This window comes from Paenibacillus lacisediminis (assembly GCF_046567315.2).
Genome location: NZ_JBKIAX020000003.1, coordinates 1 through 25,725 on the forward strand (window position 1 = coordinate 1; position 25,725 = coordinate 25,725).

Annotated in this window: 26 protein-coding genes; 25 read left to right on the forward strand and 1 reads right to left on the reverse strand. The window is 53.5% G+C overall.

Translation table 11 applies throughout. From position 1 onward, the window contains the following. The 15 genes from ACLD72_RS06180 to ACLD72_RS06250 all read left to right on the forward strand — a co-directional run. The coding region (locus tag ACLD72_RS06180; protein ID WP_458475633.1) for a hypothetical protein at nucleotides 1-340 on the forward strand (340 nt) is incomplete at its 5' end. A 518-nt stretch (nucleotides 341-858) separates the two neighbouring features. After that, a complete protein-coding gene (locus ACLD72_RS06185) occupies nucleotides 859-1,572 on the forward strand; it encodes an MgtC/SapB family protein (RefSeq protein WP_251587932.1) in 714 nt (237 codons plus the stop codon). 103 nt (nucleotides 1,573-1,675) lie between these two features. Beyond that, complete coding sequence (locus ACLD72_RS06190; protein WP_411000906.1) at nucleotides 1,676-3,502, forward strand: ABC transporter ATP-binding protein; 1,827 nt, start codon at nucleotides 1,676-1,678, stop codon at nucleotides 3,500-3,502. Nucleotides 3,503-3,515: 13 nt separating this feature from the next. Next, complete coding sequence (locus ACLD72_RS06195; RefSeq protein ID WP_411000908.1) at nucleotides 3,516-4,196, forward strand: response regulator transcription factor; 681 nt, start codon at nucleotides 3,516-3,518, stop codon at nucleotides 4,194-4,196. After that, complete coding sequence (locus tag ACLD72_RS06200; protein ID WP_411000910.1) at nucleotides 4,193-5,254, forward strand: sensor histidine kinase; 1,062 nt, start codon at nucleotides 4,193-4,195, stop codon at nucleotides 5,252-5,254. The genes ACLD72_RS06195 and ACLD72_RS06200 overlap by 4 nt, the downstream gene beginning before the upstream one ends. A gap of 104 nt (nucleotides 5,255-5,358) precedes the next feature. Further along, the gene (locus tag ACLD72_RS06205; protein WP_411000912.1) at nucleotides 5,359-6,069 is read left to right on the forward strand and encodes a response regulator transcription factor; all 711 of its coding nucleotides are present in this window, start codon (nucleotides 5,359-5,361) and stop codon (nucleotides 6,067-6,069) included. Then, complete coding sequence (locus tag ACLD72_RS06210; RefSeq protein WP_411000914.1) at nucleotides 6,059-7,180, forward strand: sensor histidine kinase; 1,122 nt, start codon at nucleotides 6,059-6,061, stop codon at nucleotides 7,178-7,180. Before ACLD72_RS06205 ends, ACLD72_RS06210 begins: the two co-directional genes overlap by 11 nt. Nucleotides 7,181-7,307: 127 nt before the next feature. Then, nucleotides 7,308-7,799, forward strand: coding sequence for an RNA polymerase sigma factor (locus ACLD72_RS06215; RefSeq protein ID WP_411000916.1), 492 nt, complete (start codon nucleotides 7,308-7,310; stop codon nucleotides 7,797-7,799). Nucleotides 7,800-8,468: 669 nt separating this feature from the next. Further along, nucleotides 8,469-9,311 carry an aldo/keto reductase gene (locus ACLD72_RS06220; protein WP_411000918.1) on the forward strand — a complete coding sequence of 281 codons (843 nt, stop codon included), beginning with the start codon at nucleotides 8,469-8,471 and terminating at the stop codon, nucleotides 9,309-9,311. A gap of 32 nt (nucleotides 9,312-9,343) precedes the next feature. Next, a complete protein-coding gene (locus ACLD72_RS06225) occupies nucleotides 9,344-10,549 on the forward strand; it encodes an MFS transporter (RefSeq protein ID WP_458475635.1) in 1,206 nt (401 codons plus the stop codon). Between the two features lie 56 nt (nucleotides 10,550-10,605). Then, nucleotides 10,606-11,160 carry a nucleotidyltransferase family protein gene (locus ACLD72_RS06230; protein ID WP_411000922.1) on the forward strand — a complete coding sequence of 185 codons (555 nt, stop codon included), beginning with the start codon at nucleotides 10,606-10,608 and terminating at the stop codon, nucleotides 11,158-11,160. Nucleotides 11,161-12,110: 950 nt separating this feature from the next. Beyond that, entirely contained in the window at nucleotides 12,111-12,389 is a 279-nt protein-coding gene (locus tag ACLD72_RS06235; protein ID WP_411001143.1) for a DUF6597 domain-containing transcriptional factor, read from the forward strand. Between the two features lie 148 nt (nucleotides 12,390-12,537). After that, complete coding sequence (locus tag ACLD72_RS06240; protein WP_411000924.1) at nucleotides 12,538-13,647, forward strand: winged helix DNA-binding domain-containing protein; 1,110 nt, start codon at nucleotides 12,538-12,540, stop codon at nucleotides 13,645-13,647. After that, entirely contained in the window at nucleotides 13,644-13,805 is a 162-nt protein-coding gene (locus tag ACLD72_RS06245; protein WP_411000926.1) for a hypothetical protein, read from the forward strand. The genes ACLD72_RS06240 and ACLD72_RS06245 overlap by 4 nt, the downstream gene beginning before the upstream one ends. Before the next feature lie 88 nt (nucleotides 13,806-13,893). Further along, nucleotides 13,894-14,292, forward strand: coding sequence for a hypothetical protein (locus ACLD72_RS06250; RefSeq protein ID WP_411000928.1), 399 nt, complete (start codon nucleotides 13,894-13,896; stop codon nucleotides 14,290-14,292). A gap of 25 nt (nucleotides 14,293-14,317) precedes the next feature. Here the strand turns inward: ACLD72_RS06250 and chrA are convergent, their stop codons facing one another. Further along, nucleotides 14,318-15,559 carry a chromate efflux transporter gene (gene chrA / locus ACLD72_RS06255; protein WP_411001145.1) on the reverse strand — a complete coding sequence of 414 codons (1,242 nt, stop codon included), beginning with the start codon at nucleotides 15,557-15,559 and terminating at the stop codon, nucleotides 14,318-14,320. A gap of 157 nt (nucleotides 15,560-15,716) precedes the next feature. Between chrA and ACLD72_RS06260 the strand changes: the two genes are divergently transcribed. The 10 genes from ACLD72_RS06260 to ACLD72_RS06305 all read left to right on the forward strand — a co-directional run bounded on the left by ACLD72_RS06260 (nucleotide 15,717) and on the right by ACLD72_RS06305 (nucleotide 25,712). After that, nucleotides 15,717-16,655, forward strand: coding sequence for a Gfo/Idh/MocA family protein (locus tag ACLD72_RS06260; protein ID WP_411000930.1), 939 nt, complete (start codon nucleotides 15,717-15,719; stop codon nucleotides 16,653-16,655). Between the two features lie 56 nt (nucleotides 16,656-16,711). Beyond that, nucleotides 16,712-17,692, forward strand: a complete 981-nt coding sequence (locus ACLD72_RS06265; protein WP_411000932.1) for a hypothetical protein — start codon at nucleotides 16,712-16,714, stop codon at nucleotides 17,690-17,692. Nucleotides 17,693-17,850: 158 nt separating this feature from the next. Next, a complete protein-coding gene (locus ACLD72_RS06270; RefSeq protein ID WP_411000934.1) occupies nucleotides 17,851-19,548 on the forward strand; it encodes a glycoside hydrolase family 13 protein in 1,698 nt (565 codons plus the stop codon). Nucleotides 19,549-19,614: 66 nt separating this feature from the next. Next, on the forward strand, nucleotides 19,615-20,112 hold the full coding sequence (locus ACLD72_RS06275; RefSeq protein WP_411000936.1) for a metallophosphoesterase family protein: 498 nt from the start codon (nucleotides 19,615-19,617) through the stop codon (nucleotides 20,110-20,112). A 210-nt stretch (nucleotides 20,113-20,322) separates the two neighbouring features. Beyond that, nucleotides 20,323-21,405, forward strand: coding sequence for an ABC transporter substrate-binding protein (locus tag ACLD72_RS06280; RefSeq protein ID WP_411000938.1), 1,083 nt, complete (start codon nucleotides 20,323-20,325; stop codon nucleotides 21,403-21,405). 30 nt (nucleotides 21,406-21,435) lie between these two features. Continuing rightward, nucleotides 21,436-22,350 carry an ABC transporter permease gene (locus tag ACLD72_RS06285; RefSeq protein WP_251587891.1) on the forward strand — a complete coding sequence of 305 codons (915 nt, stop codon included), beginning with the start codon at nucleotides 21,436-21,438 and terminating at the stop codon, nucleotides 22,348-22,350. Further along, nucleotides 22,350-23,147: an ABC transporter ATP-binding protein gene (locus ACLD72_RS06290; RefSeq protein ID WP_411000940.1), complete on the forward strand. Its 798-nt coding sequence runs from the start codon at nucleotides 22,350-22,352 to the stop codon at nucleotides 23,145-23,147. Before ACLD72_RS06285 ends, ACLD72_RS06290 begins: the two co-directional genes overlap by 1 nt. 386 nt (nucleotides 23,148-23,533) lie before the next feature. Further along, entirely contained in the window at nucleotides 23,534-23,836 is a 303-nt protein-coding gene (locus tag ACLD72_RS06295) for an antibiotic biosynthesis monooxygenase family protein (RefSeq protein ID WP_411000942.1), read from the forward strand. A 53-nt stretch (nucleotides 23,837-23,889) separates the two neighbouring features. Continuing rightward, nucleotides 23,890-24,390, forward strand: coding sequence for an N-acetyltransferase family protein (locus tag ACLD72_RS06300; protein WP_458475638.1), 501 nt, complete (start codon nucleotides 23,890-23,892; stop codon nucleotides 24,388-24,390). Nucleotides 24,391-24,470: 80 nt separating this feature from the next. Beyond that, a complete protein-coding gene (locus ACLD72_RS06305) occupies nucleotides 24,471-25,712 on the forward strand; it encodes an MFS transporter (RefSeq protein WP_411001147.1) in 1,242 nt (413 codons plus the stop codon). Nucleotides 25,713-25,725: the final 13 nt, after the last annotated feature.

The window sequence follows — 25,725 nt, forward strand, 5'->3', positions numbered from 1 at the left end:
AAGGGCAAACCGTCACGAACTCGCTGCGTTCATCAACGGGCATGTAGATGTCCGTACATCGGCGGTACAGTCGTTCCCTCTAGCTTATCGGCTGTATGCGCCCTTGCGGAAAGTGGTGAGAGAGGCGTGGGAATCGCTGAAGAGTACATATATAGCCTTGGGACTGAAGCATCTGCAGGCGTACCTGAACGAGTACACCGGACGTCGCCGGCTGCACCTGCCCGGAGCGGAAGAAACGATGCGGCAGAAATTACTGCGCATGTGTGTGGCGATTCCGGCGATCCCCTACCGCCGGCTGATCGCGCGCCAACCGAACCAGCCCCTTGCGGCTGCGGCCTGATCGAGACGCTTGAACGGCGATGGGAGTTTGATACAGATCAACTTAATGGGTAGGAGGTAGCATGAACAGTGCGGGCGTTGCTGCAGATGGAAGGGTTCAGCCTACAGCAAAATCATGGTCTTTTCGTTTCCCTCGCGTCTTGTCCTTGATCTCCTGTCTTGATCTCTTGTCCGGTCTGTTTCACCTCCCCTAAACCTGATTCCTTCTCCTAAGTCCGTCTAAATTATCTCGAACCGATCCGCTTCTCCGCCAAGTATTTTCTTCTCCCGAGCTTGTCTGTTTCTCTGCTACCCTGATCAAACGGTATAATCATGCAAAGCGTCCGGACAGTAAGTGTTGATCTGCCGCCCACCCCAAGAAAAGAATACTTTAATTCGTTTGGCAGTTGATTTAGGTCGGGCTGATGGTCTATAACAATGAAAGACACCTCTGTCTGATGTTGAGTTAAGAACAATTGCACAGAGCAGCAGAAAATAATTATACTCTCTTTATATAGAATGAAGGAGATTCAGTACAATATGATGATGGAATGGGAAATGGCTTTTAAACTATGCATGGCTTTATTGTTCGGGCTGTTTATCGGTATCGACCGGCAATTGAAGCAAAAACCGCTCGGTATCAAGACCAGCATGGTGATTTGTATCGCCAGTTGTCTGGTCACGATCGTATCGATCGAATCGTTTGCAAAATTCGCTTCGCCCGAGCATCCGAATATGGACCCGATGCGACTCGCCGCACAAATCGTAAGCGGCATAGGTTTTCTGGGCGCGGGCGCGATTTTGCGCCGGAGCAACGAGGGGATATCCGGACTAACCTCGGCGGCGATGATTTGGGCCGCTTCCGGGATCGGGATTGCGATCGGCATCGGTTTTTATCTTGAAGCGGCGCTTACGACCGTGCTTCTGATCATTTCGGTGAACTTCATTCCCTCCGTGATTAAATGGGTGGGGCCCTACAAGCTGAACCAGCGCGACGTTTCAATCAAAATCGTCATGGACGATCCGGGCAATGTCACGGAACTGATCCGCATTATTGGACGTAAGGACGAAAAGAACCGGGAAGCCAGGGTAAACCGCCATCGCATTCGCCGTCTGAAAATCAAAGACCTGGAGGATGGGAGACAGCGGATCGACATGGTCATCACCGCGTCGGAGAAAGAATACACGACGGAAATTTACCATTTCCTGCGGAAGATCGAGCATGTGCACAGCGTGGAGGTGGAAAATTTATAGTCCGGCGGTTTGTTTAAATTCAGTTTAAAAAGCCATTGTATTCTTTTCCTAAGCTTAAATAGAAGCTTATCCGACACGGGACATAAGGAAAGGAAGAGTGGGTATGCGCGCGAGAGAAACTTTATACAATGAACCTGATAGACAGACGGCAAAAAAACGGGGCGGCCTGCGGGCGTTCTTGCGGCTGATCCGCGAGACGAAACCGAATATGGGGCTGCTGATCGGAGCGCTTTTGCTGAGTGTCGCTTCAACGGTCGTGAGCTTGGTCATTCCGATGTTTACGAAAAATCTGGTCGACGGATTTTCGCTGTCGTCCATCAGTACGCAGCAAATCGTGATGATCGGAGCCGCGTTTATCGGCATGTCGATCGCCTCGGGGCTTTCGATTTATCTGCTTAATTACGCCGGGCAAAAAATGGTGGCCAGTCTGCGCGACCGGCTGTGGAAAAAACTGCTCCGGCTACCGGTGTCCTATTACGATAACAACCGTACCGGAGAATCGGTGAGCCGCCTGACGAACGATACGGGCATTATCAAATCGCTGATTTCCGAGCATGTGACCGGCTTTTTCACCGGCATCATTTCGATCATCGGGGCGGTCGCGGTGTTGTTTTATCTGAACTGGAAAATGACGCTGCTCATGTTTGTCGTCATCCCGATCGCGGCGCTTATTATGGTGCCGCTCGGGCGAATGATGTATAAAATTTCGCTGGGCATGCAGGACGAAACCGCTTCTTTCACAGCGGTTCTTAGCCAGGTGCTGTCGGAAATCCGGCTGGTCAAAGCGTCCAATGCCGAACGCAAGGAGTATGAGACCGGCTATGCCGCCATCGGCAAGCTGATGTCCTTCGGCATCCGGGAGGGCAAAGTGTTGGCCTGGATCAGCCCGTTTACTTCCTTTGTGATGATGATGCTGCTGGTCGTGGTGATCGGTTATGGCGGCATGCAGGTGTCGAGCGGCGTAATGACGGCCGGTGAACTGGTAGCGTTTATTCTTTATCTGATCCAGACGGTCATGCCAATGACGCAATTGACGACGTTTTTTACCCAACTGCAGAAGGCGGTGGGGGCGACCGAAAGAATGCTGGAGACGTTGGACGCGGAGGAGGAGCCGTTTGCTTCGGGCAAGGAAGTGACGGACACGAACCAGCAGCTGGCGGTCGAAGGCTTGACGTTCGGGTACAAGCCGGACGAGCCGGTGCTTGAGGACGTAAGCTTTACGATGAAACCCGGCACGGTGACGGCGGTTGTCGGGCCAAGCGGGGGTGGCAAAACGACGCTGTTTGCTCTGCTCGAGCGGTTTTACATCCCGCAGGAAGGAAGGATCAAGCTGGGAAGCGACCCGATTGATGATTTTTCGCTCCGTTCCTGGCGGGGGCTGATTGGTTACGTGTCTCAGGAAAGTCCGATTATTGCCGGAACGATCCGGGAAAATTTATGTTACGGTATCGAGCGCGAAGTGAGCGAAGTCGAGCTTAAGCGGGCGGCGGAAATGGCCTATGCCGACGGCTTTATCGGCGAATTGCCGGACGGCTTCGACACCGATGTCGGCGAACGCGGCGTGAAGCTGTCCGGCGGACAGCGGCAGCGGATTGCGATTGCCCGGGCGCTCCTGCGGGACCCGAAAATTCTCATGTTGGACGAAGCGACTTCAAGTCTAGACAGCCGTTCGGAAATCGTAGTGCAAAAGGCGTTGAACAATTTGATGCAGGGCCGTACTACCATCGTGATCGCACACAGGCTGTCCACCGTCGTTGGCGCCGATCAGCTGATTTTTATCGAGAAGGGGAAAGTAACGGGCCGGGGGACGCACGAAGAACTGCTCGGGCATCACGCGATGTATCGGGAATTTGCCGCCCAGCAGCTACAGCTTCCGGAAGCCGAGGAACGCGAAGATGAAGCCGGCGAACGCGCAGAGGCGTTATCGTAAAGGGGAAAAGGCTATGGCAAAAATACTTGTGGTGGACGATGATCAGCACATCCGCGAACTGGTGAAGGTTTTTCTGGAGGAAGCGGGAATCGAGCAGGTGCTTGAGGCGGAGGACGGACGCGAGGCGCTCACCCTGGTGGAAACGGAAAAAGTCGATATGGTCATTTTGGATATTATGATGCCGAATATGGACGGCTGGGAGCTGTGCCGCGAGCTGCGGCGCGATTATGACATGCCGCTCTTGATGCTGACGGCCAAAGGCGAGACAAAGCAGGTGGTGAAAGGCTTCGAACTGGGCACGGACGATTATTTGGTCAAACCGTTTGAACCGGCGGAGCTGGCCGCCCGGGTCAAGGCGCTGCTCAAGCGTTATCATGTGACGATGTCCCAAGTCGTTGCGATCGGCGAACTGAAAATCAACCGCAAGACGTTTGAAGTGTCGGCCCCGGGCGAAAACTTTACGCTGCCGTTGAAGGAATTCGAGCTTTTATTTAAACTTGGCAGCCACATGGGGCGAACGTTAACGCGGGAGCAGCTGATCGAAGATATTTGGGGATACGATTTCGAGGGGAACGAACGGACGATCGACGTGCACATCAACCGTCTGCGCGAACGCTTCCCCGAGGAGCGGTTCGGGTTTAAAATCCGCACGATCCGCGGCCTGGGCTACCGCCTGGAGGCGGGGGAACGGTGAACTGGTTGAAGAAAATCTGGAGTTTGCTGGTCATCATTTTTAAGACGCTGGCGGTGTTTACCGGGGTTATCCTGACATGGACGGCCGCCAGCTTGGCCACCTCTGCTGTCTACCGGCACTGGAAGCCGCCTTTTTCCGATTTTGTGATCGACTTGCTGAACATGCTGCTGGGAGTTATATTGTTTATCCTCATCGTCTTTCTGATCGGCCATTTGTTCCGTCCTCACCAAATGAGGATGCTGAATTCGATCATCGCGGCGATCCGGCGGATCGCCAAAGGGGATTTCTCCGTCAGGCTGGAGGGTTTTGAGAAATTGAGGGAATTCGAATCGATCGTACACAGCATTAACGAGATGGCCAGCGAGCTGGGACGAATGGAAACGATGCGCCAGGATTTTATCTCCAACGTTTCGCATGAAATCCAATCGCCGCTTACTTCGATCCAGGGCTTCGCCAGGGCTTTGCGGAAACCGGGGCTGCCGCCGGAAAAACGGGATCATTACCTGGAAATTATCGAGGCGGAGAGCCGCAGGCTGTCGCAGATGAGCGACAATCTGCTGAAATTGTCCTCGCTTGAGGCGGAGCGCGCCACCTTTCAGGCCAACCGGTTTCGGCTCGACCGTCAGCTTAAGACCGTCGTTTTGGCTTGCGAACCGCAATGGCTGGACAAAGACATCCAGATCAATCTGGATCTGGAGCCTGTTGAGGTGGAGGCGGTCGAGGATTTGCTCGCTCAAGTGTGGTTGAACCTGCTGCACAACAGCATCAAATTTACGCCGCACGGCGGGGAGATTACCTTGACGCTTTCGCGCGGGGAAAAGCATGCCGAAGTCGGGATCGCCGACAGCGGGATCGGTATAGACAAACAGGATCTGGTCCACATTTTCGAGCGGTTTTATAAAGCCGATAAATCGCGGACGCGCAGCGCAGGCGGCAGCGGACTGGGCTTGTCGATCGTGAAGAAAATCGTTGAAATTCACCAAGGGAACGTATCCGTGGCGTCCGAACCGGATCAAGGGACGAAGTTTGATATTGCCGTCCCGTATGATTGGAACTAAATTCCTGATTAATGACAATCTTTTATTTGTAAGTGGGTGGCGTGAACATGGTATGATGGTACTGATGTGTCATTCCAGTTTTCAAATAAAGGATGAAATGATCTATGAACAAACAAATTTTAATCGTCGACGACGATGATAAAATTGCCAAACTGATTGAAATTTATCTCGTAAACGAAGGATATGATGTCGTAAAAGCGGGGGACGGGCTCAAGGCGCTGGATATGATGGAGCGCGAGACGATCGATCTGGTCATTCTCGATATCATGATGCCGGGCCTCGACGGGATTTCCGTTTGCCTGAAGATCCGCGAGACCCGCACGACGCCGATTCTGATGCTGAGCGCTAAAGACGGCGACATGGACAAAATTACGGGCCTGATGACCGGAGCGGACGATTACATGGTTAAGCCGTTTAATCCGCTTGAGCTGGTCGCCCGTGTGAAATCGCTGTTGCGCAGATCCTCGTACGCTGCTCAGGCGCAATCGTCCGTGCAAGCGCAGGCGCCGCAGGATCATATGATCAGGATCGCCTCGCTGCAGATCGACAAGGAGACGCATACGGCTGCAGTGGACGGGAATCCGCTGAAGCTGACGCCGATCGAATTCGGCATCTTGTATTTGCTTGCCAGCCATCCTGGCCGGGTGTTCGGTTCGGATGAAATTTTTGAACTCATTTGGAAAGATAAATTTCTGGAGAGCAGCAATTCCGTAACGGTGCATATCAGCCGCCTGCGCGACAAGCTGGAGAAAGAGATGGACGGAGAGAAGCTGATCCGTACCGTGTGGGGGGTCGGATACAAAATTGAAGGCTAGCCTGCGCTTTTTGACCTGGCTGTTTTGGACGACGGTCGCTTCGCTGATTTCGCTGCTGCTGCTTATTTTGCTGGCCAGATTGTTTTACGTGTTGTATCCGGAGATGTCGGTTAATACCTTTATCGTTTGGATCAATCGCAACATCGGCTTTCCACTGGCTTATTATTTGGCGGGAGTGCCGATTTTGCTCTTGTTCGCGCTGTATTTCTATCGGCGCAGCGTCCGGCGCCACGAAAAAAAATACCTCGCGCTGCTGATTGAAGAAGTGCATAAGATCGAGGAAGGCTCCGTGCGGAAAATACCGGTGGAAAACGTGGGCCAACTGGGACAGCTCGCCACCGACATCAACCGCATGGTTGAGCGCTTAAGAACGTCGATGGAGGAGGAACGCCGGGCGGAGCAAACGAAAAACGAGCTGATCACCAACGTATCGCATGATTTACGGACGCCGCTCACCTCCATTACCGGCTATCTCGGCCTGATCGATCAAGACCGTTACCGAGATGAAGTCGAGCTGCGCTATTATGTCAACATGGCTTATGAGGAATCGCTGCGGCTAAAGCAGCTGCTCCAGGATTTGTTTGAGTTTACGCGGCTTCAGAACAAGGAGATGAAGCTGCAGAAAACAAGGATTAATCTGGCGGAAATGCTGGATCAAATCATCGCCCATTTCGGCTGGCAGCTGCAGGAGAGCAGCATGGAATGCAGGTTGTATTTGCAGGGGCGGCATCTTTACGTTCATGCGGACGGGGACAAGCTGAGAAGGGTGTACGAGAACCTGATAACAAACGCGATCCGCTACGGACACGAAGGAAAATATATCGATATTCGCGGCTGGATGGAAGGGGAGGAAGCCGTTACCGAAGTGGCCAACTACGGGGACCCGATTCCCGAATCCGATTTGCCGCATCTGTTCGACCGCTTCTATCGGGTGGAAAAATCCCGGGCGTCGCACACCGGCGGGTCGGGCATTGGCCTGGCCATCGCCAAGCACATCGTCGATCTCCACCAGGGGACGATAGCGGCGGACAGCAACGAGTACCGCACGGTGTTTACCGTACGGTTGCCGCAGAATTCCGAATCGTTTAACAAAAATGAAGAAATTTCTTAAGGAAAACTTAACAATTTCTTAGACGGGACGCAAACTCTAACCTTCATAATGAACCATGGAACCAAGCAAGCGCCGGTACGAAACGGGGCGCTGCCGAAATTTCAATGGATAGAAATGAGGGGAAAAGATGAAAACCCGATCTATGGATCTTCTTTATCGCGAATATAAAAATGACGTTTACCGCTATTTATACAGTATGTGCCGCAATCATCACACCGCGGAGGATTTGATGCAGGAGACATTCTGCCGGGCGCTCAAGCATTTGGACGGAGCGGAAGGGCGCAAGGCCAAAGCGTGGCTGCTGCGGGTGGCCCATAACGCCTACATCGACAAGCTGCGCAAAGAAAGCCGGTCCTCGTCTTATGAAAATGAATTTTTCTACGGCTACGCCAGCGATGATACACCGGAACAACGCGTGCTGGGACAGGAGAGCCGCAAGGAACTGTACGCCCTGCTTACCGTGCTGGCACCCAACCAGCAGCATGCGGTGCTGCTGTACGACATACACGGCTTCTCTTATCAGGAATCCGCCGATCTGATGGGGATTACGCTGTCTCACTTCAAAATTTTGCTGTACCGTGCCAGACAAAAGCTGCGCGGCGCCGGCAAAACGGCGTAACTGTATAATCGCGTTAATGCGCGCAGTAACTGTGGGCCGCCGGGTCTTTTGCCGGGCGGTTTTTTCGCGTTTGATAGTGGCTTAACCTAGAAATCGGCACTTTACAGCCAGCTATTGAAACGAACGAACCATTGGTGCTCAAAATAGCGGAACTTTATGTACTTATTAACCGGAGCCTAGCATGTACAGGTCTATTAGCGGAATTTTTTGTACTTATTTTCCCAAGAGTGGTCTAAAATGGGGGCATTTCCTTGCGATTCGAGAAAATAGCGACGTAAATTGCCTCTATTTCTCCCAAATGGACTGATATCGCCGGAGTAACGACATTTTTTGTCCTTATTTTTTCGGCTCAACCCAAAAATCAAAAATCGGTGCTTGAATAACGGTTAATCTTAAATGATGGCCAAGCTTCCCGGAACGTTTTTTACGCTAACGGTTGTCATCGCGCTTATTTAGGCGAAATTGCCCCTTCGCTGCCGATAAAACGGGAAATAGGCTCGCTGGCAACCGTTAGATTTTTTTCGTACGCTTTTACGCTATTTCACTTATCCCACGGTCAAGCGCCGATTATTAATTTATGAAGAAAACGATTGGAATTCTCCTGACGGTCCGCCATAATAAGAGATACGGAAAATAAGACCATCTCAAGATTTAAAGGAGGAATGACCGATGCCCAATCATTTGCAGGATACCGTTACATTAAACAATGGAGTAGAAATGCCCTGGTTCGGTCTGGGAGTTTATCAAGCTAAAGAGGGCGAAGAAGTGATTCGGGCGGTCAAAGCGGCGATTCGCGCCGGTTACCGCAGCATTGATACCGCGGCCTTGTACCGCAACGAAGAAGGAGTCGGCCAGGCGGTAAGGGAAGCGATGGAGGAAAACGGGGTGACGCGGGATCAACTGTTCATTACCTCGAAGGTGTGGAATAGCGACCAAGGTTACGAATCGACGCTGCAAGCGTTCGAAACAAGTCTCAGCAAACTAAACCTTGGGTATATCGATCTGTTTCTGGTGCATTGGCCGGTTAAGGGAAAATACAAGGACACGTGGCGGGCGCTTGAAAAGATTTACGCGGAAGGCAAGGTGCGTGCGATCGGGGTGAGCAACTTTCAAATCCACCATCTGGAGGATTTGCTGGCGGATGCGAAGATCGTTCCGGCGGTCAATCAGGTCGAACTGCACCCGTACTTAACGCAAAAAGAACTGCTGCAGTACTGCCATGCAAAGAGCATTCAAATGGAAGCATGGTCGCCGCTGGGTCAGGGCCAGTTGCTTGATCATGAGACGTTAAGGGAGATCGCGGCAAAATACGGCAAAACGGCGGCGCAGGTCATTTTGCGCTGGGATCTCCAGGTCGGCGTCGTGACGATTCCGAAATCCGTACGTGCGGAGCGGATCGCCGAAAACGCTGATATATTCGATTTTGCGTTGAGCGAAGGGGACATTCGGGCGATCGACAGGTTAAATCAAAACAAGCGGTTCGGGGCGGACCCGGACAATTTCAATTTTTAGCGAATTAGCGGACGATGAATCAGACAACTGCTATGAAACCCGCCTCACCCGCTTTAACGGTCTACCCGATATTGTTCGCCATCAGTATCGTCCATATGCTGAACGATACGATGCAATCGGCCATTCCGGCCTTGTTTCCGGTTCTGCGCGATTCGCTTATGTTGTCTTACGGCCAAATTGGCTGGATTTCCTTCGCGATGAATATGACGGCCTCGGTGCTTCAGCCGGTGGTCGGTTTGTATTCGGATGTCCGGCCGCGCCCGTATATTTTGCCGCTTGGCGTATGCTTTACCTTGGCGGGGATCGTCATGCTGGCGTTTGCCCCGAGCTACGGCCTGATTTTGCTGGCCGTCACATCCATCGGCATCGGCTCGTCAGTGTTTCACCCGGAATCGTCGCGCGTCGCCTATTTGGCGGCCGGACCCCGGAGAGGATTGGCCCAGTCGATTTTCCAAGTCGGCGGGAATATCGGCGCTTCCCTGGGGCCGATTATGTCCGCGCTTATTTTTATCCCGCTAGGGCAGACGAGCGTCGCGTGGTTTACGCTGGCTGCTGTGGCGGCAATCGTCATTCAGTTTTTCGTAGCGAGATGGTACGGCGCCCAGGATCTGCAGCCACGCCGTAAACGGCAGACTGCCGCTAAGACCGAGTCTGTGCACAATGCCAATCTCAGCCGGGGGAAAGTGGTACTGGCCGTTGCCATCTTGGTGCTGCTGTTATTTTCCAAAAACGTTTATTCTATCAGCATTTCCACGTTTTATTCGTTTTTTCTGATGGACCATTACGGCGTAACCAAAGAAGCAGCGCAGTGGTATATTTTCGCCTTTTTGGCGGCGTCTGCGGTCGGTACGTTTTTCGGCGGGCCGCTGGCGGATCGTTACGGACGGCGGAATGTCATATGGGTGTCTATTCTTGGTGCGGCGCCGTTCGCCCTGTTGCTGCCCTACGCCAACTTATTCTGGTCCGGTGTGCTTGTCGTGATTGCGGGACTGATCATGTCCTCCTTCTTTTCGATCATCGTCGTGTACGCCCAGGAACTGCTGCCGGGGAAAGTAGGGCTCGTGTCCGGTCTGTTTTTCGGCTTGTCCTTTGGCCTTGGCGGACTTGGTTCGGCGGTACTCGGCAATTTTGCCGATCAGACCGGCATCCTGTTTATTATGCAGCTGTGCTCGCTGCTGCCGCTGATCGGTCTGCTGACGGTGCTGCTGCCCAAGGATAAAACGCTGCAAGGGGCGTGAAACCATGATCATACATTATCATACATTATCCAAAATATGAATCGGGTTCTCCCGCGATGAACGATGCCACAGGTTTACGGGAAGCGATCCTGCAACAGCCGGAAATGCTGGAGGATTTGCGGGTGGTGGCCGAACTCGGGCTGCCGCAAGGCTGCATCGCCGCCGGTTACGTGCGTAATTTCGCGTGGGATGTGCTGCATGGTTACACTCATCGAACGCCGCTGCACGACATGGACGTGTTGTATTATGACCCCGAGTGCTTGGACGAGGCGGCGGAAAAACAATATGAAGCCGCATTACTAGCGCGCAGCCCGCTGCGGAATTGGTCGGTCAAAAACCAGGCACGCATGCATTTGCGAAACGGGGAGAAGATACCGTATCGTTCGGTTGAAGACGCGATGCGGTATTGGCCCGAAACGGCCACTGCGGTGGGAGTTCGTCTGCATACTGCGGTCGATATTGAGCTTCTTACGCCATTGGGGCTGGACGACTTGCTCTCGCTGAAGGTTCGGCAAAGCCCGTACTTCCGGGACAGCGTGGCGTTTAGGCAGCGAGTGGCAGCCAAAGAGTGGCTGCGTGTCTGGCCTCGTCTTCAACTGATCGAAGAATAACGTAAGCACCTTACGCCTAGAGGATAATTGGCCGGTTTCTGCAACTAACTTGCAGAAAACCGAGATCAGTGCTTGTGGCTGTCTATAGTGTTCGTGTCTTGGTATCCCTGCATGCTGCTTTGCACCATTATCCCTTTTGTTCAGAGGGGCAAATGTACGGGATAAAGAAAAAAGAGATAAGAAAAAAATGAGGCGTTCAGGTAAGATTTTCGGCTTAAAAAAAAGAACGCACGTTTTATGTTGTTGCGAAATAACGTTATATAGTAACAAAGGAGGGGAAGATATGAATGTAGTCGAATAAGTCCGATAATCCATAAGTAAAAAGGAAGCGGCACTCCTCGCAAAAGAAATCGCCAATTCCTCCCCGCAACTACCTAAAAGGTTGACTGCACATTTAATCACAGCTTGAAGCAATGCTCGATTTGCGTGGTCAGTCCGAGTCGATATATGCCACAGCCACTTTCATCAACTGGTTTCAGCTTGGGGTGGTTGGGTTGATATGATGATGGAAATATATGCGGCTAAGGAAGAACTTCTGTATGATTTAAGGTAAACTCGGGATTTATCCGATATACCCAAAGCTTGTTTCTGCTTTCTCTAAGTAGGAACAGGCTTTTTTCGTCATAAGGCAACGTTTATATAGGCTCAAGACCAAAAGCAGTGCTTAACAAAATAAAAGATGACGGAGATAGGGGGTGTTGTCTCTCCAAATCACTTTGCACGATTATCCCTCTAGTTCGGGAAGCCAAGTCACCCGATCAAACGGGATAATCGTGCAAAGCCCCCGGATCACGAGTCTCGCTTCAGGCCACGGTCAGTTGCCGGCTTGACTGTCAAGCACTGATGATTAGGTTAAACGTTATATAAGTGGAACTCTTGTCCTCTCGATAATTTATGTGAGGTTTATGCAACGCTAGTGAAAAAGGTGTTATTATCAGACTAAAAATAAAATTTTCCAATTATACAAGACTTATGTTCCACGAGAACCGTTGTCGTCGTTGGTTGACTTTTTCTGGTTTTTCTCAGGAGTTAACCCGCCGGGCACTAAGGAACTGAATCTACCTGAAGGTATGGCCAATCTTATTATAAATCTTCGTGAAGACAACATCGGCATATATGACCGGCACAACAAGGACAATGTATTGGGACATTCCGTCATTTGCGGTCCCCAATCGGATTATTTTGTGATGGAAAATTCGAATGAGCGGCTGACCGAATTCGGCAATTGAATTTGCTTTGCTGGAATACCGCAACGCTCCTCTCTTTCTATAAGACAAACGAAGCAAGCGGGAAAAAGGGAGAAAATTTACAATACAATCCTGCTCCCACACATTAATATATTGGCAGACAGCGTTGAAATGATTTGGAGGTAAAGAAATGGCAAACAAAGAAATAGCTTATCGCCGGCTGCGTAACCAACGTATTGCCTGGTTGAAGGAGAAAACGCCTAGCGAAGTGACAAGAAGATTGGGCGCATTACAGGCGCAGGATTATACGCAAGCCCTATGGGCGATCGGACTGCGCATGCAGAACGCGAGCGCCGGAGAGATCGAACAGGCTATAGCCGATAAACATATTATACTTACCTGGGCTATGCGCGGTACTCTGCATTTTGTGCCTGCGGAAGATTTGAACTGGATGCTCAAACTGCTCACGCCCCGGATCCTGGCCAAGGATAAACGCAGACTGGAGCAGCTCGAGCTTGACCCGAAGCGGATAACCCAATCCGAAAAGATCATTTACAGCGCATTAAAAGAAAAGCGGTGGCTCTCTCGTCCGGACTTGATGAAATTGTTGGAGGATGCCGGGATCGACACCAAACAACAGCGCGGTTATCATTTGTTGTGGTACTTGGCGCAGACGGGCCTGATATGTCTGGGGCCCGTGGAGGGGAAGCAACAAACCTTCGTGTTGCTGGAAGATTGGGTTTATCGCCATAACAAGCTTTCCGCAGAGGAATCGCTTAGAGAGCTGGCGCGACGTTTTTTTACCGGACATGGACCTGCAACGCTTCATGATTTTGCTTGGTGGTCGGGGCTGACGATCACGGAGGCACGGAATGGACTGGAGTCGGTACAAAAAACGCTCTATTCGGAAAAAATCGAAGGCGTTGACTACTGGATGGGCCCGGATGACGCCCAGGTAAACGTGGAGGACTCCATCATTTGCTTGCTGCCGGGTTATGACGAATATTTACTTGGCTACAAAGACAGGAGCGCTGTGTTGGATCCAGACTACGCTCCGTTGATTGTTCCCGGCAACAACGGCGTTTTTATGCCAATGCTTGTTGTTAATGGCGAGGTTGCAGGAACCTGGAAACGAACGGTCAAAAAAAGCGGAATCGATATCGTGATCCGTCCGTTCACTGCGTTGGGGAGCAGGAAAGAGCGCGTTATCGAGGCGGCCCGGCGGTACGGCGAATTTGTTCATCTGCCTGTATCTCAAGTGATTATCGAGGAGAACGGGACAAAAGGAGGATACCTATGAAATCCGCATACTGCGGGGCAACCGCCGCGCTTGGCGAAGCCGGAATTTTAGACGAGCGTCCCCACACGAGCAACAGCTTTGAATATTTGACCCTGTTCTGCTCGAATTACATTCGAAAGAACATTTCACCCGGCCGCCTCTGCCGTACGATCATTTAGTTCAACGCCCCCGCCCGGATTTGTGATAAAATTTGAGTGACCCGCATATGACGCTTCTTAGAATACTTACTGATAGGGGAATGAAGCGATGAACAACTCGAAAGGATATTTTTATTATTTGGTTTGGATCGTTGGGGCGATCGTGCTTGTGTATTATGGACAGCAGTTTACCCACATGATGGATCAAAAGACCGGCACGTTGTACAGAATGGACTACAGCTTGCTGGGGGATATCGTTTATTCTTTTGTTTTCGGACTATACTTGAGCTTTTTGAGCGGATGGCCGCGCCGGAAAAGCTTGCACCGCCCGCTGTTCTTTTTCGTATTTTTGCCCAGCCTCATCCTGCTGTTGTACCCGCTTATAACGATTTATATCAACCAAATCCGCATCGTCGGATACAGTCAATGGGTGGGCCAGGTACAGCTGTTCTTTATTGGCCTGCTCAGCGGCTACTCCTTAATGAAAAGCCTGTTTTCCAGCAAATAATCTCGATTGGCTTCCGAAATTAGATTTACGAACCATAGGCCCAGCCGAGCGCAACGCCGCCCGCAGCGCCGGCGAGGACGACGATCCAGGGGGGCAGCTTCCAATAAACGAGCAGGGCGAACATGGCAAGCACCAGCACAACGTCACCGGTATGCCGGACGGAGGATGTCCAGATCGGATCGTACAAGGCGGCGAGCAAAATCCCGACCACTGCGGCGTTGACGCCTTGCAGCGCGCGGTGGATGTTCGGCATGACGCGCAGGCGGCTCCAGAACGGGAGCACCCCGATGACGAGCAGAAAAGCCGGTAAAAAAATCGCCACCGTGGCCAGCACAGCGCCAAATACTCCGCCGATCGCCGCTCCCAAATATGAGGCGAATGTGAATAGCGGCCCGGGAACCGCCTGGGCGGCACCGTATCCAGCGAGGAAATCCGCTTCGCCGATCCATCCCCGGGGCACAACGGTGCTTTCCAGCAGCGGGAGCACGACATGGCCGCCGCCGAATACGAGCGAACCGGCCCGGTAGAAGCCGTCGAACAGCTGTAGGCCGGGGACCGGCCATAACCAACCGCTGAGCGGGAGGATCACCAGCAGCCCAAAGAAAGCCGCCAGAGCGGCAAAGGCCCAGTTCCTGCCGATATTTATCGCTGTGGATGGCTCCTCGTCCACGCGCGGGGACGGCGCACTGGGCAAGTCGCGGTACAACCATATGCCGATAAACCCCGAAATGAGAATAATCAGCACCTGCGTAAGCCCGTTTGGCCATAACAAGGCGCAGGCGGCCGCAAGCACGGCGATCGTGGCCCTGCTGCGTCCGGCAGCTAGCTTTTGACCCATGCTCCAGACGGCTTGCGCCACAATCGCCACGGCGATGAGCTTGAGACCGTGCAGCCAGCCGCTGTTCGCCAATTCCGAACCTTTGAGCAGCAGCGCGAACAGCACAAGCAGCAAGACGGAAGGCAAGGTGAAGCCGGCCCAGGCCGCCAATGCTCCGAGCACGCCGCCGCGGTACAAGCCGATCCCCATTCCCACCTGGCTGCTTGCCGGGCCCGGGAGGAGCTGGCACAAGGCGACCAATTCCGTATATTTTTGCTCGCTGAGCCATTTCCGCTTTTTTACGTACTCTTCATGAAAATAACCGAGATGGGCGATTGGCCCTCCGAACGAAGTAAGCCCCAGCTTGGCGGAAACCGCAAAAATCTCCCTTGCGCGGCGAAAAGCGCCTTGAGGAGAAGGTGCGGGCGCAGCGGGTTCAAGCGTCTTCATTTTCATAATACCGCTCCTTTTTTGCCGCCTCCCCAACTTGGTTGAGGCGTTTCCCACCACTCTATCACACTATTGTTAACGCAGGGCAAACTGCTGGAGCCAGCTTGGATACGACAATCGGTGAATTGGAGCAATAGAATAACGAGGAGGATTTTTGATGCGTATAGGAATTATCGGGCTCGGCGATATCGCACAAAAGGCGTATTTGCCGGTAATGACGGGCAGAGAGGATATCGAGCTCGTTTTTTGTACCCGGAACCGGGATACATTAGGCTGGCTGGCCGCCAAATACCGCATTGCGAAAACGGCGGACAGCGTGGAGCAACTGATTGAAACCGGGGTGGAAGCCGCGTTTATTCACAGCGCAACGGAATCACATGCCGCGATGGCCGAACAACTGATCCGCCATGGCGTCCATGTCTATATCGATAAGCCGATCGCCTACAACTATGAACAAGCCGAAAGCGTCAGCCGGTTAGCAAAGCAAAAAGGCGTCAAGCTGATGACGGGCTTCAACCGCCGCTATGCCCCGATGGTTGCCGCGATGAAAGCGCAGGAACACCGCCGGCTTGTGCTGATGCAGAAGAACCGGACCCACTCGCCGGATTACGCCCGCCGCTTCGTTTTCGACGATTTTATCCATGTCGTGGATACGATCCGCTTTTTAGCACCAGGCACAATCAACGACGTCCGCGTGTCGGCGCATATACAGGACGGGAAGCTTTATCATGTCGTGCTCCAGCTTGAAGGGAACGGATTTAGCTGCATGGGGATTATGAACCGCGACTCGGGAGCGAACGACGAAACGGTGGAAGTGATGAGCCCGGGCAACAAATGGAGAATCGACGGCCTGAATACGACGGAACATTTTGCCGGCGGCGAAGCGCGGCTGCTTAAATTTAATGATTGGGATACGGTGCTGTACCGCCGGGGATTCGTGAGTATCATCGATCATTTTATCGCCTGTGTGATGGAGGACAAAACGCCGGCCATTTCGCTGCAGGATGCCCTCGAAACCCATAGGCTGTGCGAGGAGATCGTGAGGCAAGCGGAAGCCAGCGGAGCCGAGCCTTGGAACCCCGGAACCGCGAGGTGAAACATAAACGCCGTTCGGTGCGTATTTAAAAGCATAGGTGCATCCAGGGGAATATCGTGCAACAAAAGATGCTGGCGCTTTATACGCTTTATTTTGGAGGGATTCTTTTGTTTGAGGAGTTAACCGGGCAACTGGCGGAATTGAAGGAAAAAGGGCGCAACGAGGAAAAGTGGAGAAAACGGCTCGAGCAGTACAGAAAGGAGCTGGCTGAAGCGGAAGGCGCCAGAGACCGGTGGCGGCGTAAGCTGGCCGACGAGGAAGAGGATGTCCGTAAGCTGTCGAGAATGTCCTTGTCCAATCTGCTGGCTACGATTCTCGGCAACAAGGCGGAAAAGCTGGACCGTGAGCAGCGGCAGGTACTGGAAGCGAAAGTGAAATACGATGAGTCCGATCGCACGGTTCGGAGCTTGGAGCAGCAAATAGCTCAGCTCGAAAAGCAGTGGCAGGAGGTCCGCAACTGGAAATCGGCCTATGACCGTGCGTTTCAGGCCAAGGAGCAGCAGGTTTTGGGGCAAAACAGCGAGCTTGCGGAGCTGGCCGACCGGCGGGCCGAGCTAAGCGTACAATTAAAGGAGCTGGAAGAGGCAATCCTAGCCGGCCAATCGGTGCAAAGTGATTTAAGCGCCGCCGAGGAAGATCTTCACTCCGCCAAAAATTGGGGTACGTACGATATGCTGGGCGGAGGCATGTTATCCACGCATATTAAGCACAATCGGATCGACGAGGCGATGGATCATATCTATCAGGCCCAACGCAGCCTGGCCCGGTTTGAGTGCGAGCTTCGCGACGTGGGGGGCGGTCTGCCTATCGACATGGAAATCAGCGGGATGCTGACGTTTGCCGACTATTTTTTTGACGGCTTGATCGCCGATTGGCTGGTGCAAGGCCGGATTCACGAGACGTTGGCGCAGGTCGAGCAGAAGCAATCCGAGGTGGGCCGTCTGATGCAGAAGCTGGACGCCGCCGAACGAAAGGCCGAAAGCGAGCTTGCCGAGTTAACACGAAAATACGTGCAGATCGTAGAGCAGTACAGATAACGCTCTAAACCCGGGGATTTGCCGAAGTCCCCGGGTTGCTTGTGCTAAGCCGGTTCGGCTTGACGCGCCCAATTCCCGGTTATACATTTCGGGCCTGAGGTAAATAGTTATACTACAGGCCGGATGCGGATTCGAAAGATATAGAAAGGGCGGCAAGCATGAAGCGAACTTGGTGGAAGGAAAGCGTAGTTTATCAAATTTACCCGATCAGCTTCAAAGATTCCAATGGCGACGGTATCGGCGATCTGCGCGGCATCATTTCCAAGCTGGATTATTTGCAGGACCTCGGTGTCGATGTGGTGTGGATCTGTCCGATTTACAAATCGCCCGGGCACGACAACGGGTATGACATCAGCAACTATTGCGAGATTAAACCGCAATTCGGCACGATGGAGGATTTCGACGAACTGCTGGACGGGCTGCATGCGCGCGGAATGAAGCTGATGATGGATTTGGTGCTGAACCACACGTCGGACGAGCATCCCTGGTTTTTGGAGTCGCGGCAGTCCACAGACAACCCGAAACGGGATTATTACATCTGGCGAAAAGGGAAAAACGGCGGCCCTCCGAACAACTGGGAGTCGTATTTCAGCGGTTCGGTGTGGGAATACGACGCGCGGACGGACGAATATTATTTGCATTTGTACTCCAAACATCAGCCGGATTTAAACTGGGAGAACCCGGCCGTCATCGGTGAGATGCACAACATGATCCAGTGGTGGCTAAAAAAAGGAGTGGACGGTTTCCGCTTTGATGCCATCGCGCATATCGTAAAAGCGAAAGGGCTTCCTGACGCCGACAATCCAGGCAATTCCCCGACTGTGCGGGCGTACGGAATGTTTTCGAATCTGGACCACGTCCATACGCTGCTGCAAAATTTGCACGATCAGGTGCTTTATTTCTATGATATTATGACCGTGGGGGAAACCTCGGGCCTGGGGCCCGAGCAAGCGCTCGATTACGTTGGGAACGGCCGGCGGGAGCTGAATATGACGTTTCAGTTTGAGCATATGTTTTTGGATGCGGCTTCTCCCGGCACCGGCAAATGGGAGGTCGTGCCATGGAAGCTGGCCGACCTCAAGCGGGTCATGACCGGCTGGCAAACGACCCTGCACGAAAAAGGCTGGAACGCCAACTATCTGTGCAATCACGACCAGCCCCGCAGCGTGTCCCGCTTCGGAAATGACGGACAGTACCGGATTCCTTCGGCCAAAATGCTGGCCACTTTCATCCATACGCTGGAAGGGACGCCTTATATTTTTCAGGGCGAGGAACTCGGGATGACCAACATCGCTTTCGACTCGATCGAAGAATACCGGGACGTGGAAACGCTGAATTATTATAAGGAACGGCATCAGGCCGGGGTGCCAAAGCAAGAGATCATGCGGGCCATTCACCTGAAAAGCCGGGACAACGCCCGTACGCCGATGCAGTGGGAGGCGGGTGAACAGGCGGGTTTCACGACGGGGACGCCGTGGATCGCAGTAAATCCCAATTACGCGGAGATTAACGCGGCCCAGGCGGTAAGGGACCGCGGTTCCGTATATCACTATTACAAGGAATTAATCCGTTTGCGGAAGCGGTATGAGGTGTTTGTATACGGTGAGTACCGGCTGCTGCTGGAGGATCATCCGGAGATCTATGCCTATACCCGGACGCTTGAGGATACCAGGCTGCTCGTGATCCTGAACTTCTCCTCGGGCGAACCTGAATTCGAATGGCCCGATTCCGTCAAGATCGAAGGGATCGAGCTTCTGATATCCAACTATAAGCCGGACAAATGGGAAGATCTTCGTCATTTGCGGCTCCGTCCTTATGAGGCAAGGGTGTATTTACAGGTAGAGGGTCGCGGATAACACATTGAATTGGGGTGAGGACATGGAAAAAAACGAATACAATGGCCTGGCCTCGGTGGCTGGACCATGAGAATCGGCGTCGTTTCGGATACGCATCTGCCGCGCCGGGGCAAGGAGCTACCGTCTGCCCTGATCCGGCAGTTTGCAAGCTGTGATCTGATCCTGCATTTGGGGGACTGGACCACATTCGAGGTCTATGAGCAGTTGTCCGCGCTCGCGCCGGTTGACGGTGTGGCCGGGAACAACGATCCTGCGGACATCGTCCGGCGGTTCGGCTACCACAAAGTGCTGGAGCTCGGATCGAAAACAATCGGCCTGACCCACGGCCATTTGCCGGGAGGCGGGCATAACGCCCTGGACAACGCCAAGCGCGTTTTCACCGGCAAGCAGCTCGACGCCGTGCTGTTCGGCCATTCGCACAAACCGCTGCTCGCCCATAGCGGCGGCGTGCTGCTGTTTAACCCCGGTTCCCCAACCGACAAACGGCGGGAGGAGAAATACAGCTTCGGGATATTGGAGCTTGGGGCAAAAGGACTGAAAGCAAAGCATATTTTTATAAAATAAGCAGCGGCGGTTTCCAGAATTGGCCGGGAGCCGGTTATTGACGGAAAATTGACCACCATTTAATATAGAAGTCATACTCATGTCCTAATCGGGGCAGCGTATTCATGTTCCCGCGCGCTTTATCACTTTCATCTATGAAAGCGTCAACGGGATCGTGCATTACAGCTCTATTGTAAAGGGCCTGATCATGGTTGAAAGGGGAAAATGAAGATGAGGAAGAAAATCGGACTATTTTTCGCGGTATCTCTCATGCTGCTTAGTGTGATTGGCTGCGGCAGCAACAGTGCAAGCTCGAGGAATGGTGCAAACGCTCAAAGCAATGGAGCAGCCGAAGCCGGCAATACGCAAAATGCAGGTTCGGGAGGCGGGACGGACAATAAGACTTACAAGATCGCCATCTCGCAAATCGTCGAGCATCCATCGCTGGACGCGACCCGTGAAGGTTTCATGGCGGCGCTGAAGGACGCTGGGATCGTGGAAGGCGAGAACCTGAAGCTGGATTACAATAACGCGCAAGGCGATCCACCAAACAATATGGCCATCGCGCAAAAAATCGCCGGGGAAGATTACGATCTGGTATTGGCGATCGCTACGTCACCGGCCCAGGCTGTCGCCCAGCAGGTGAAGAACTCGCCGATTTTGTTCGCGGCCGTAACCGATCCAGTTGACTCCAAATTGGTTGACAACCTTGATCATCCGGGCGGCAACATTTCCGGCGCTTCCGATACAAATCCCGAAGCGATCACAAAGCTGATGGACTTTATCGCTGCGAATTTCAAGGATGTCAAAAAAGTCGGCGTGGTGCTGAATCAAGGCGAACCCAACGCGGTCGTCATGACGGATCAGGCCGAAAAGGCGCTGAAGGCCCATGGCATTGAGCTGGTTAAAGCTACGGTCACAAACACCTCGGAAGTAAAACAAGCGGCGGAATCGCTGGTCGGACGCGTCGACGCGCTGTACATTACGCTCGACAACACCGTCGTCGAAGCCGTCAACACGGTCATCCAGGTCGCCAACGAACACGACATTCCTTTCTTCTCCAGCGACCGCGACACGGTTGAACGCGGTGCTTTTGCCACCGTCGGCTTCAAATACTACGATCACGGTTATCAAGTGGGGCAAATGGCCGTGGATGTACTGAAAAACGGCAAAAAGGTCGGCGATATGAAAGTGACGGTGCCGGATAAGCTTGATCTTATTCTCAACCTGAAGGCGGCCAAAGAGCAGGGCATCGAAGTGACCGACGCGATGAAGGATCAAGTGGTCGACAAAGAAAACAACATTATCGAATAACGGCTCCGTAATTTTTGAGGAGGTACTAACATGTTAAATTCACTGCTGGGAGCGCTGGAATCCGGACTGCTCTATGCGGTGATGGCGCTGGGCGTTTACATTACGTTTCGGATTCTGGATTTTCCGGATTTGACCGTGGACGGCAGTTTTACGACTGGCGGCGCCATTGCCGCCGTGATGATCACGGGGGGAATCTCCCCCTGGATCGCGACCGCGGCCGCTTTCATCGGCGGGATGGCCGCCGGCGCCCTGACCGGGCTCATTCATACCAAAGGCCGCATTAACGGCCTGTTGTCCGGGATATTGATGATGATCGCGTTATACTCCATCAATATGCGGATTATGGGCAAACCGAACGTCGCATTGCTCGGGGAAGATACGATTTTCACATCGATTTCGCCGCTTGTGCTGATGCCGTTCGTGGTGATTGCGATCAAGCTGCTGCTGGACCTGTTCCTGCGCACCGAGCTTGGCCTCGCGCTGCGGGCGACCGGGGACAATCAGCGGATGATCCGCAGCTTCGGCACCCACACCGACAACACGATTATTTTGGGCCTCAGCTTGTCCAACGGACTCGTGGCGGTGTCGGGGGCGCTGATCGCTCAGCAATCGGGATTTTCCGATATTTCTTCGGGGATCGGGATGATCGTCATCGGCCTCGCTTCCGTCATTATCGGGGAAGCGATTTTCGGAGCACGTACGGTATTTTGGGCGACGCTGGCCGCCGTGCTCGGTTCGATCGTTTACCGGGTCGTCGTAGCGCTCGCACTGCGCGTCGAATGGCTGGAGCAAACCGACTTGAAGCTGATCACGGCGATCATCGTTATTATCGCCCTCGTGCTGCCGACCGTGCGCAGATCGCTTAAGCAAAAAAGTCAGGCCCGGGAACGGGCCGCCGAAATTACCGGTTCATCCGGGCACAAAAGCCTGGGAGGTGGGCTCTGATGCTGCAGCTTTCCCGTGTGTCCAAGCTGTTTCACCCCGGAACGCCGGACGAGAAAATCGCTCTGATCGACGTTAATCTGCATCTCGCTCCAGGGGATTTCGTAACGGTCATCGGCAGCAACGGCGCAGGTAAATCGACGCTGATGAACATGATCTCCGGCGTCATTAAGCCCGACGCCGGCGAAATCCGCATCGGCGGCGCCGATGTCGGACATCTGCCGGAGTACAAGCGGAGCCGCTGGATCGGCCGCGTGTTTCAGGACCCGATGGCCGGAACCGCGCCGCATATGACGATTGAGGAGAACTTGGCGATGGCTTATGCCCGCGGCAAGCGGCGCGGCCTGGGCTTTGGCGTCAACGCCAAGCGGCGGGCGATGTTTCAGGAGCAGCTTAGCCGGCTCGGGATCAGGCTGGAAGGGCGGCTGCGGGCCAAAGTCGGCACGTTGTCCGGCGGCGAACGCCAGGCGCTTAGCCTGCTGATGGCGACGTTCACCGAGCCGCAAATTTTGCTGCTCGACGAGCACACCGCCGCGCTTGACCCGGCCCGCGCCGAGCTGGTCACGCAGCTGACCCGCGACATCGTCAGCGAACTGAAGCTGACGACGCTGATGGTCACGCATAATATGGAGCAGGCGATTCGCCTCGGCAACCGCCTGATCATGATGGATGGCGGGCGCATCATCCTCGACGTGGACGAGTCGCGCAAACGCGATTTGACCATGGAGCTCCTGCTCGGCGAATTCGAGCGCATCAGCGGCCATAAGCTGTCCGACGACCGCGTAGTTTTAGGCGGCTAGTCGGTGCCTTAACAAAGAAGCCTTCCCGGCGGATCGATCGCGGGGCAGGCTTCTTTTGTTAATGGACTGATGGGGATCAACTGCAAAAGTGCATCTGAATATCAGCGATTTGATAAAAAAGTGACTTCTAACCGGGGATGAACTGCACATTTGCATTTGCACCGTCCGTTTCGGGGAGTTTCGACGAAATTCGCCCGCACTTTTGCATTTCGTGGGATTTTCCCCTTCGAAAGTACGTCGTTCGGCGTCGATCAGCGTGGCGATGGCGTTGTTGGTGTGCGGGCGGTCCGAATACATTGATAGGGAGACGGGGCGACCCGCGGCAATTTGGATTCATAAAGCGCTTAGTCCGTGCTATAATCAGCCTTACGAAGGAGATGAAGAGAATGATTCTTGAAATAGCCGAGCTGCACGTAAAACCCGGGATGATCAATGAATTCGAAAGCAATTTCCGCAAAGCGTCGAAGATCATTGCCCAGACGGAAGGTTATATTGAACATGAGCTTCAAAAATGCGTGGAAACGGAAAATAAATATATTCTGCTCGTCAGATGGCAGTCGATCACGGCGCATGAGGTCGGCTTCCGCAAGTCGCCCCGTTACCAGGAGTGGAAAGCGCTGCTGCACCATTTTTACGATCCTTTTCCAACAGTAGAGCACTACGTTCAAATCAAGCTTGAAACGGATTAATGGAAGAATAACGGGAGAAAAGGAAACGGGAGAAGGTACGTATGCTTACAGACATGGAATATACGATTGAAGACGCAGGCCTGGAAGATTTGCCGGCAATCGTCGCCATTTATAACGAAACGATTGCCGGACGGATGGTCACGGCGGATTTGGAGCCGGTTACGGTGGACAGCAGGCAGAAATGGTTTGATGAGCATTCCCCGGATTTTCGCCCCCTGTGGGTGATGAAAACCGGCGGCCGCATCATCGCCTGGCTCAGCTTCCAGTCCTTCTATGGCCGTCCGGCTTACAACGCCACCGCTGAAATCAGCGTTTATATTGCCGGCGAGTACCGCTCGAGGGGGATCGGGGGGATATTACTGAACAAGGCGATTGCCGCTTGCCCCGGCCTGCAGGTAAAAACGTTGCTTGGTTTTGTGTTTGCCCATAATGAGCCAAGTTTGGCGCTGCTGCGCAAGTACGGCTTCGAGCAGTGGGCGCTTTTGCCGCGCGTGGCCAATTTGGACGGTGTGGAGCGGGACCTCGTAATATTGGGGAAAAGGATGGAACCGTAGCGAATTTTTTGCGATTGGGGAAAAATAAGTTGATCCATTCTGCTGCTGACGTAGCGGCTTACAAAAAGGGGCAATGGATGATGAATGCGACAACAGGCGACGCCTTGGAAACGAAGGCACCGCCAAAACAAAGAAAACTGCTGCTGAGCGCCGGACTCAGCTGGATGTTCGACGCCATGGACGTCGGCATTATCTCGTTTATCGCCGCCGCTTTGGCGGCAGAGTGGAGTTTGACTCCGGAGCAAACCGGATTTTTTACGAGCATCAATTCGGTCGGAATGGCCTTTGGAGCGGCGATCGCCGGGTTTATGGCGGACAAGTTCGGGCGGAAATCCGTGCTGTTGTGGACACTGCTTATTTTTTCGGTGGCGAGCGGCTTGTCCGCGGCGGCGACCGGGTTCGCCGTTTTATGCGTGCTGCGCTTTATCGCAGGGTTTGGACTGGGCGGAGAGCTGCCGGTGGCCTCCACGCTCGTTTCCGAATCCGTTCCCGCCAAAGAGCGGGGGCGGGCGGTGGTGCTGCTTGAAAGCTTTTGGGCGGCCGGCTGGATTGCGTCGGCATTAATCTCCTATTTCGTTATTCCCAAATGGGGCTGGCAGGCGGCGTTCCTGATCGGAGCGGTTCCGGCGCTTTACGCGTTATATTTGCGCAAATCGATCCAAGAGCCGGTACGCTACCGGGAACAGGTCGCCGGAAGGAAAGGGCAGGCTCCATCCTTCGGCAAACGGTTCGCTGCCGTTTGGGAAAGGCCGTATCGGCGTTCCACCGTCATGCTGTGGGTCCTATGGTTTACCGTCGTTTTTTCGTATTACGGCATGTTTTTGTGGCTGCCCTCGGTGATGGTGCTAAAGGGCTTCAGCCTAGTCAAAAGCTTTGAATACGTCTTGATCATGACGTTGGCCCAGCTTCCCGGCTACTTCACCGCCGCGTACTTCATTGAGAAGTTCGGCCGCAAATTCGTGCTGGTGCTCTACCTGCTGCTTACCGCCGCAAGCGCGGCCTGGTTCGGCAGCGCCACCAGCGAAGGCATGCTGATGGCCGCCGGCATTTGCTTGTCCTTCTTCAATCTGGGGGCATGGGGCGGCATGTATGCCTATACGCCCGAACTGTATCCTACCTCGGTTCGTTCGACGGGAGTAGGTATGGCCGCATCATTTGGACGAGTCGGGGGGATCATCGCGCCTTATCTCGTCGGCATGCTCGTTGCCCGGCATGTGGCGATCGGTTCGATTTTTTGGCTGTTTTTCGTAACGATCGTCATCGGGGCGCTGGCCGTATGGTGGCTGGGGACAGAAACGAAAGGAAAGGAATTGGCGGACTGATCTTGGAAAAAAG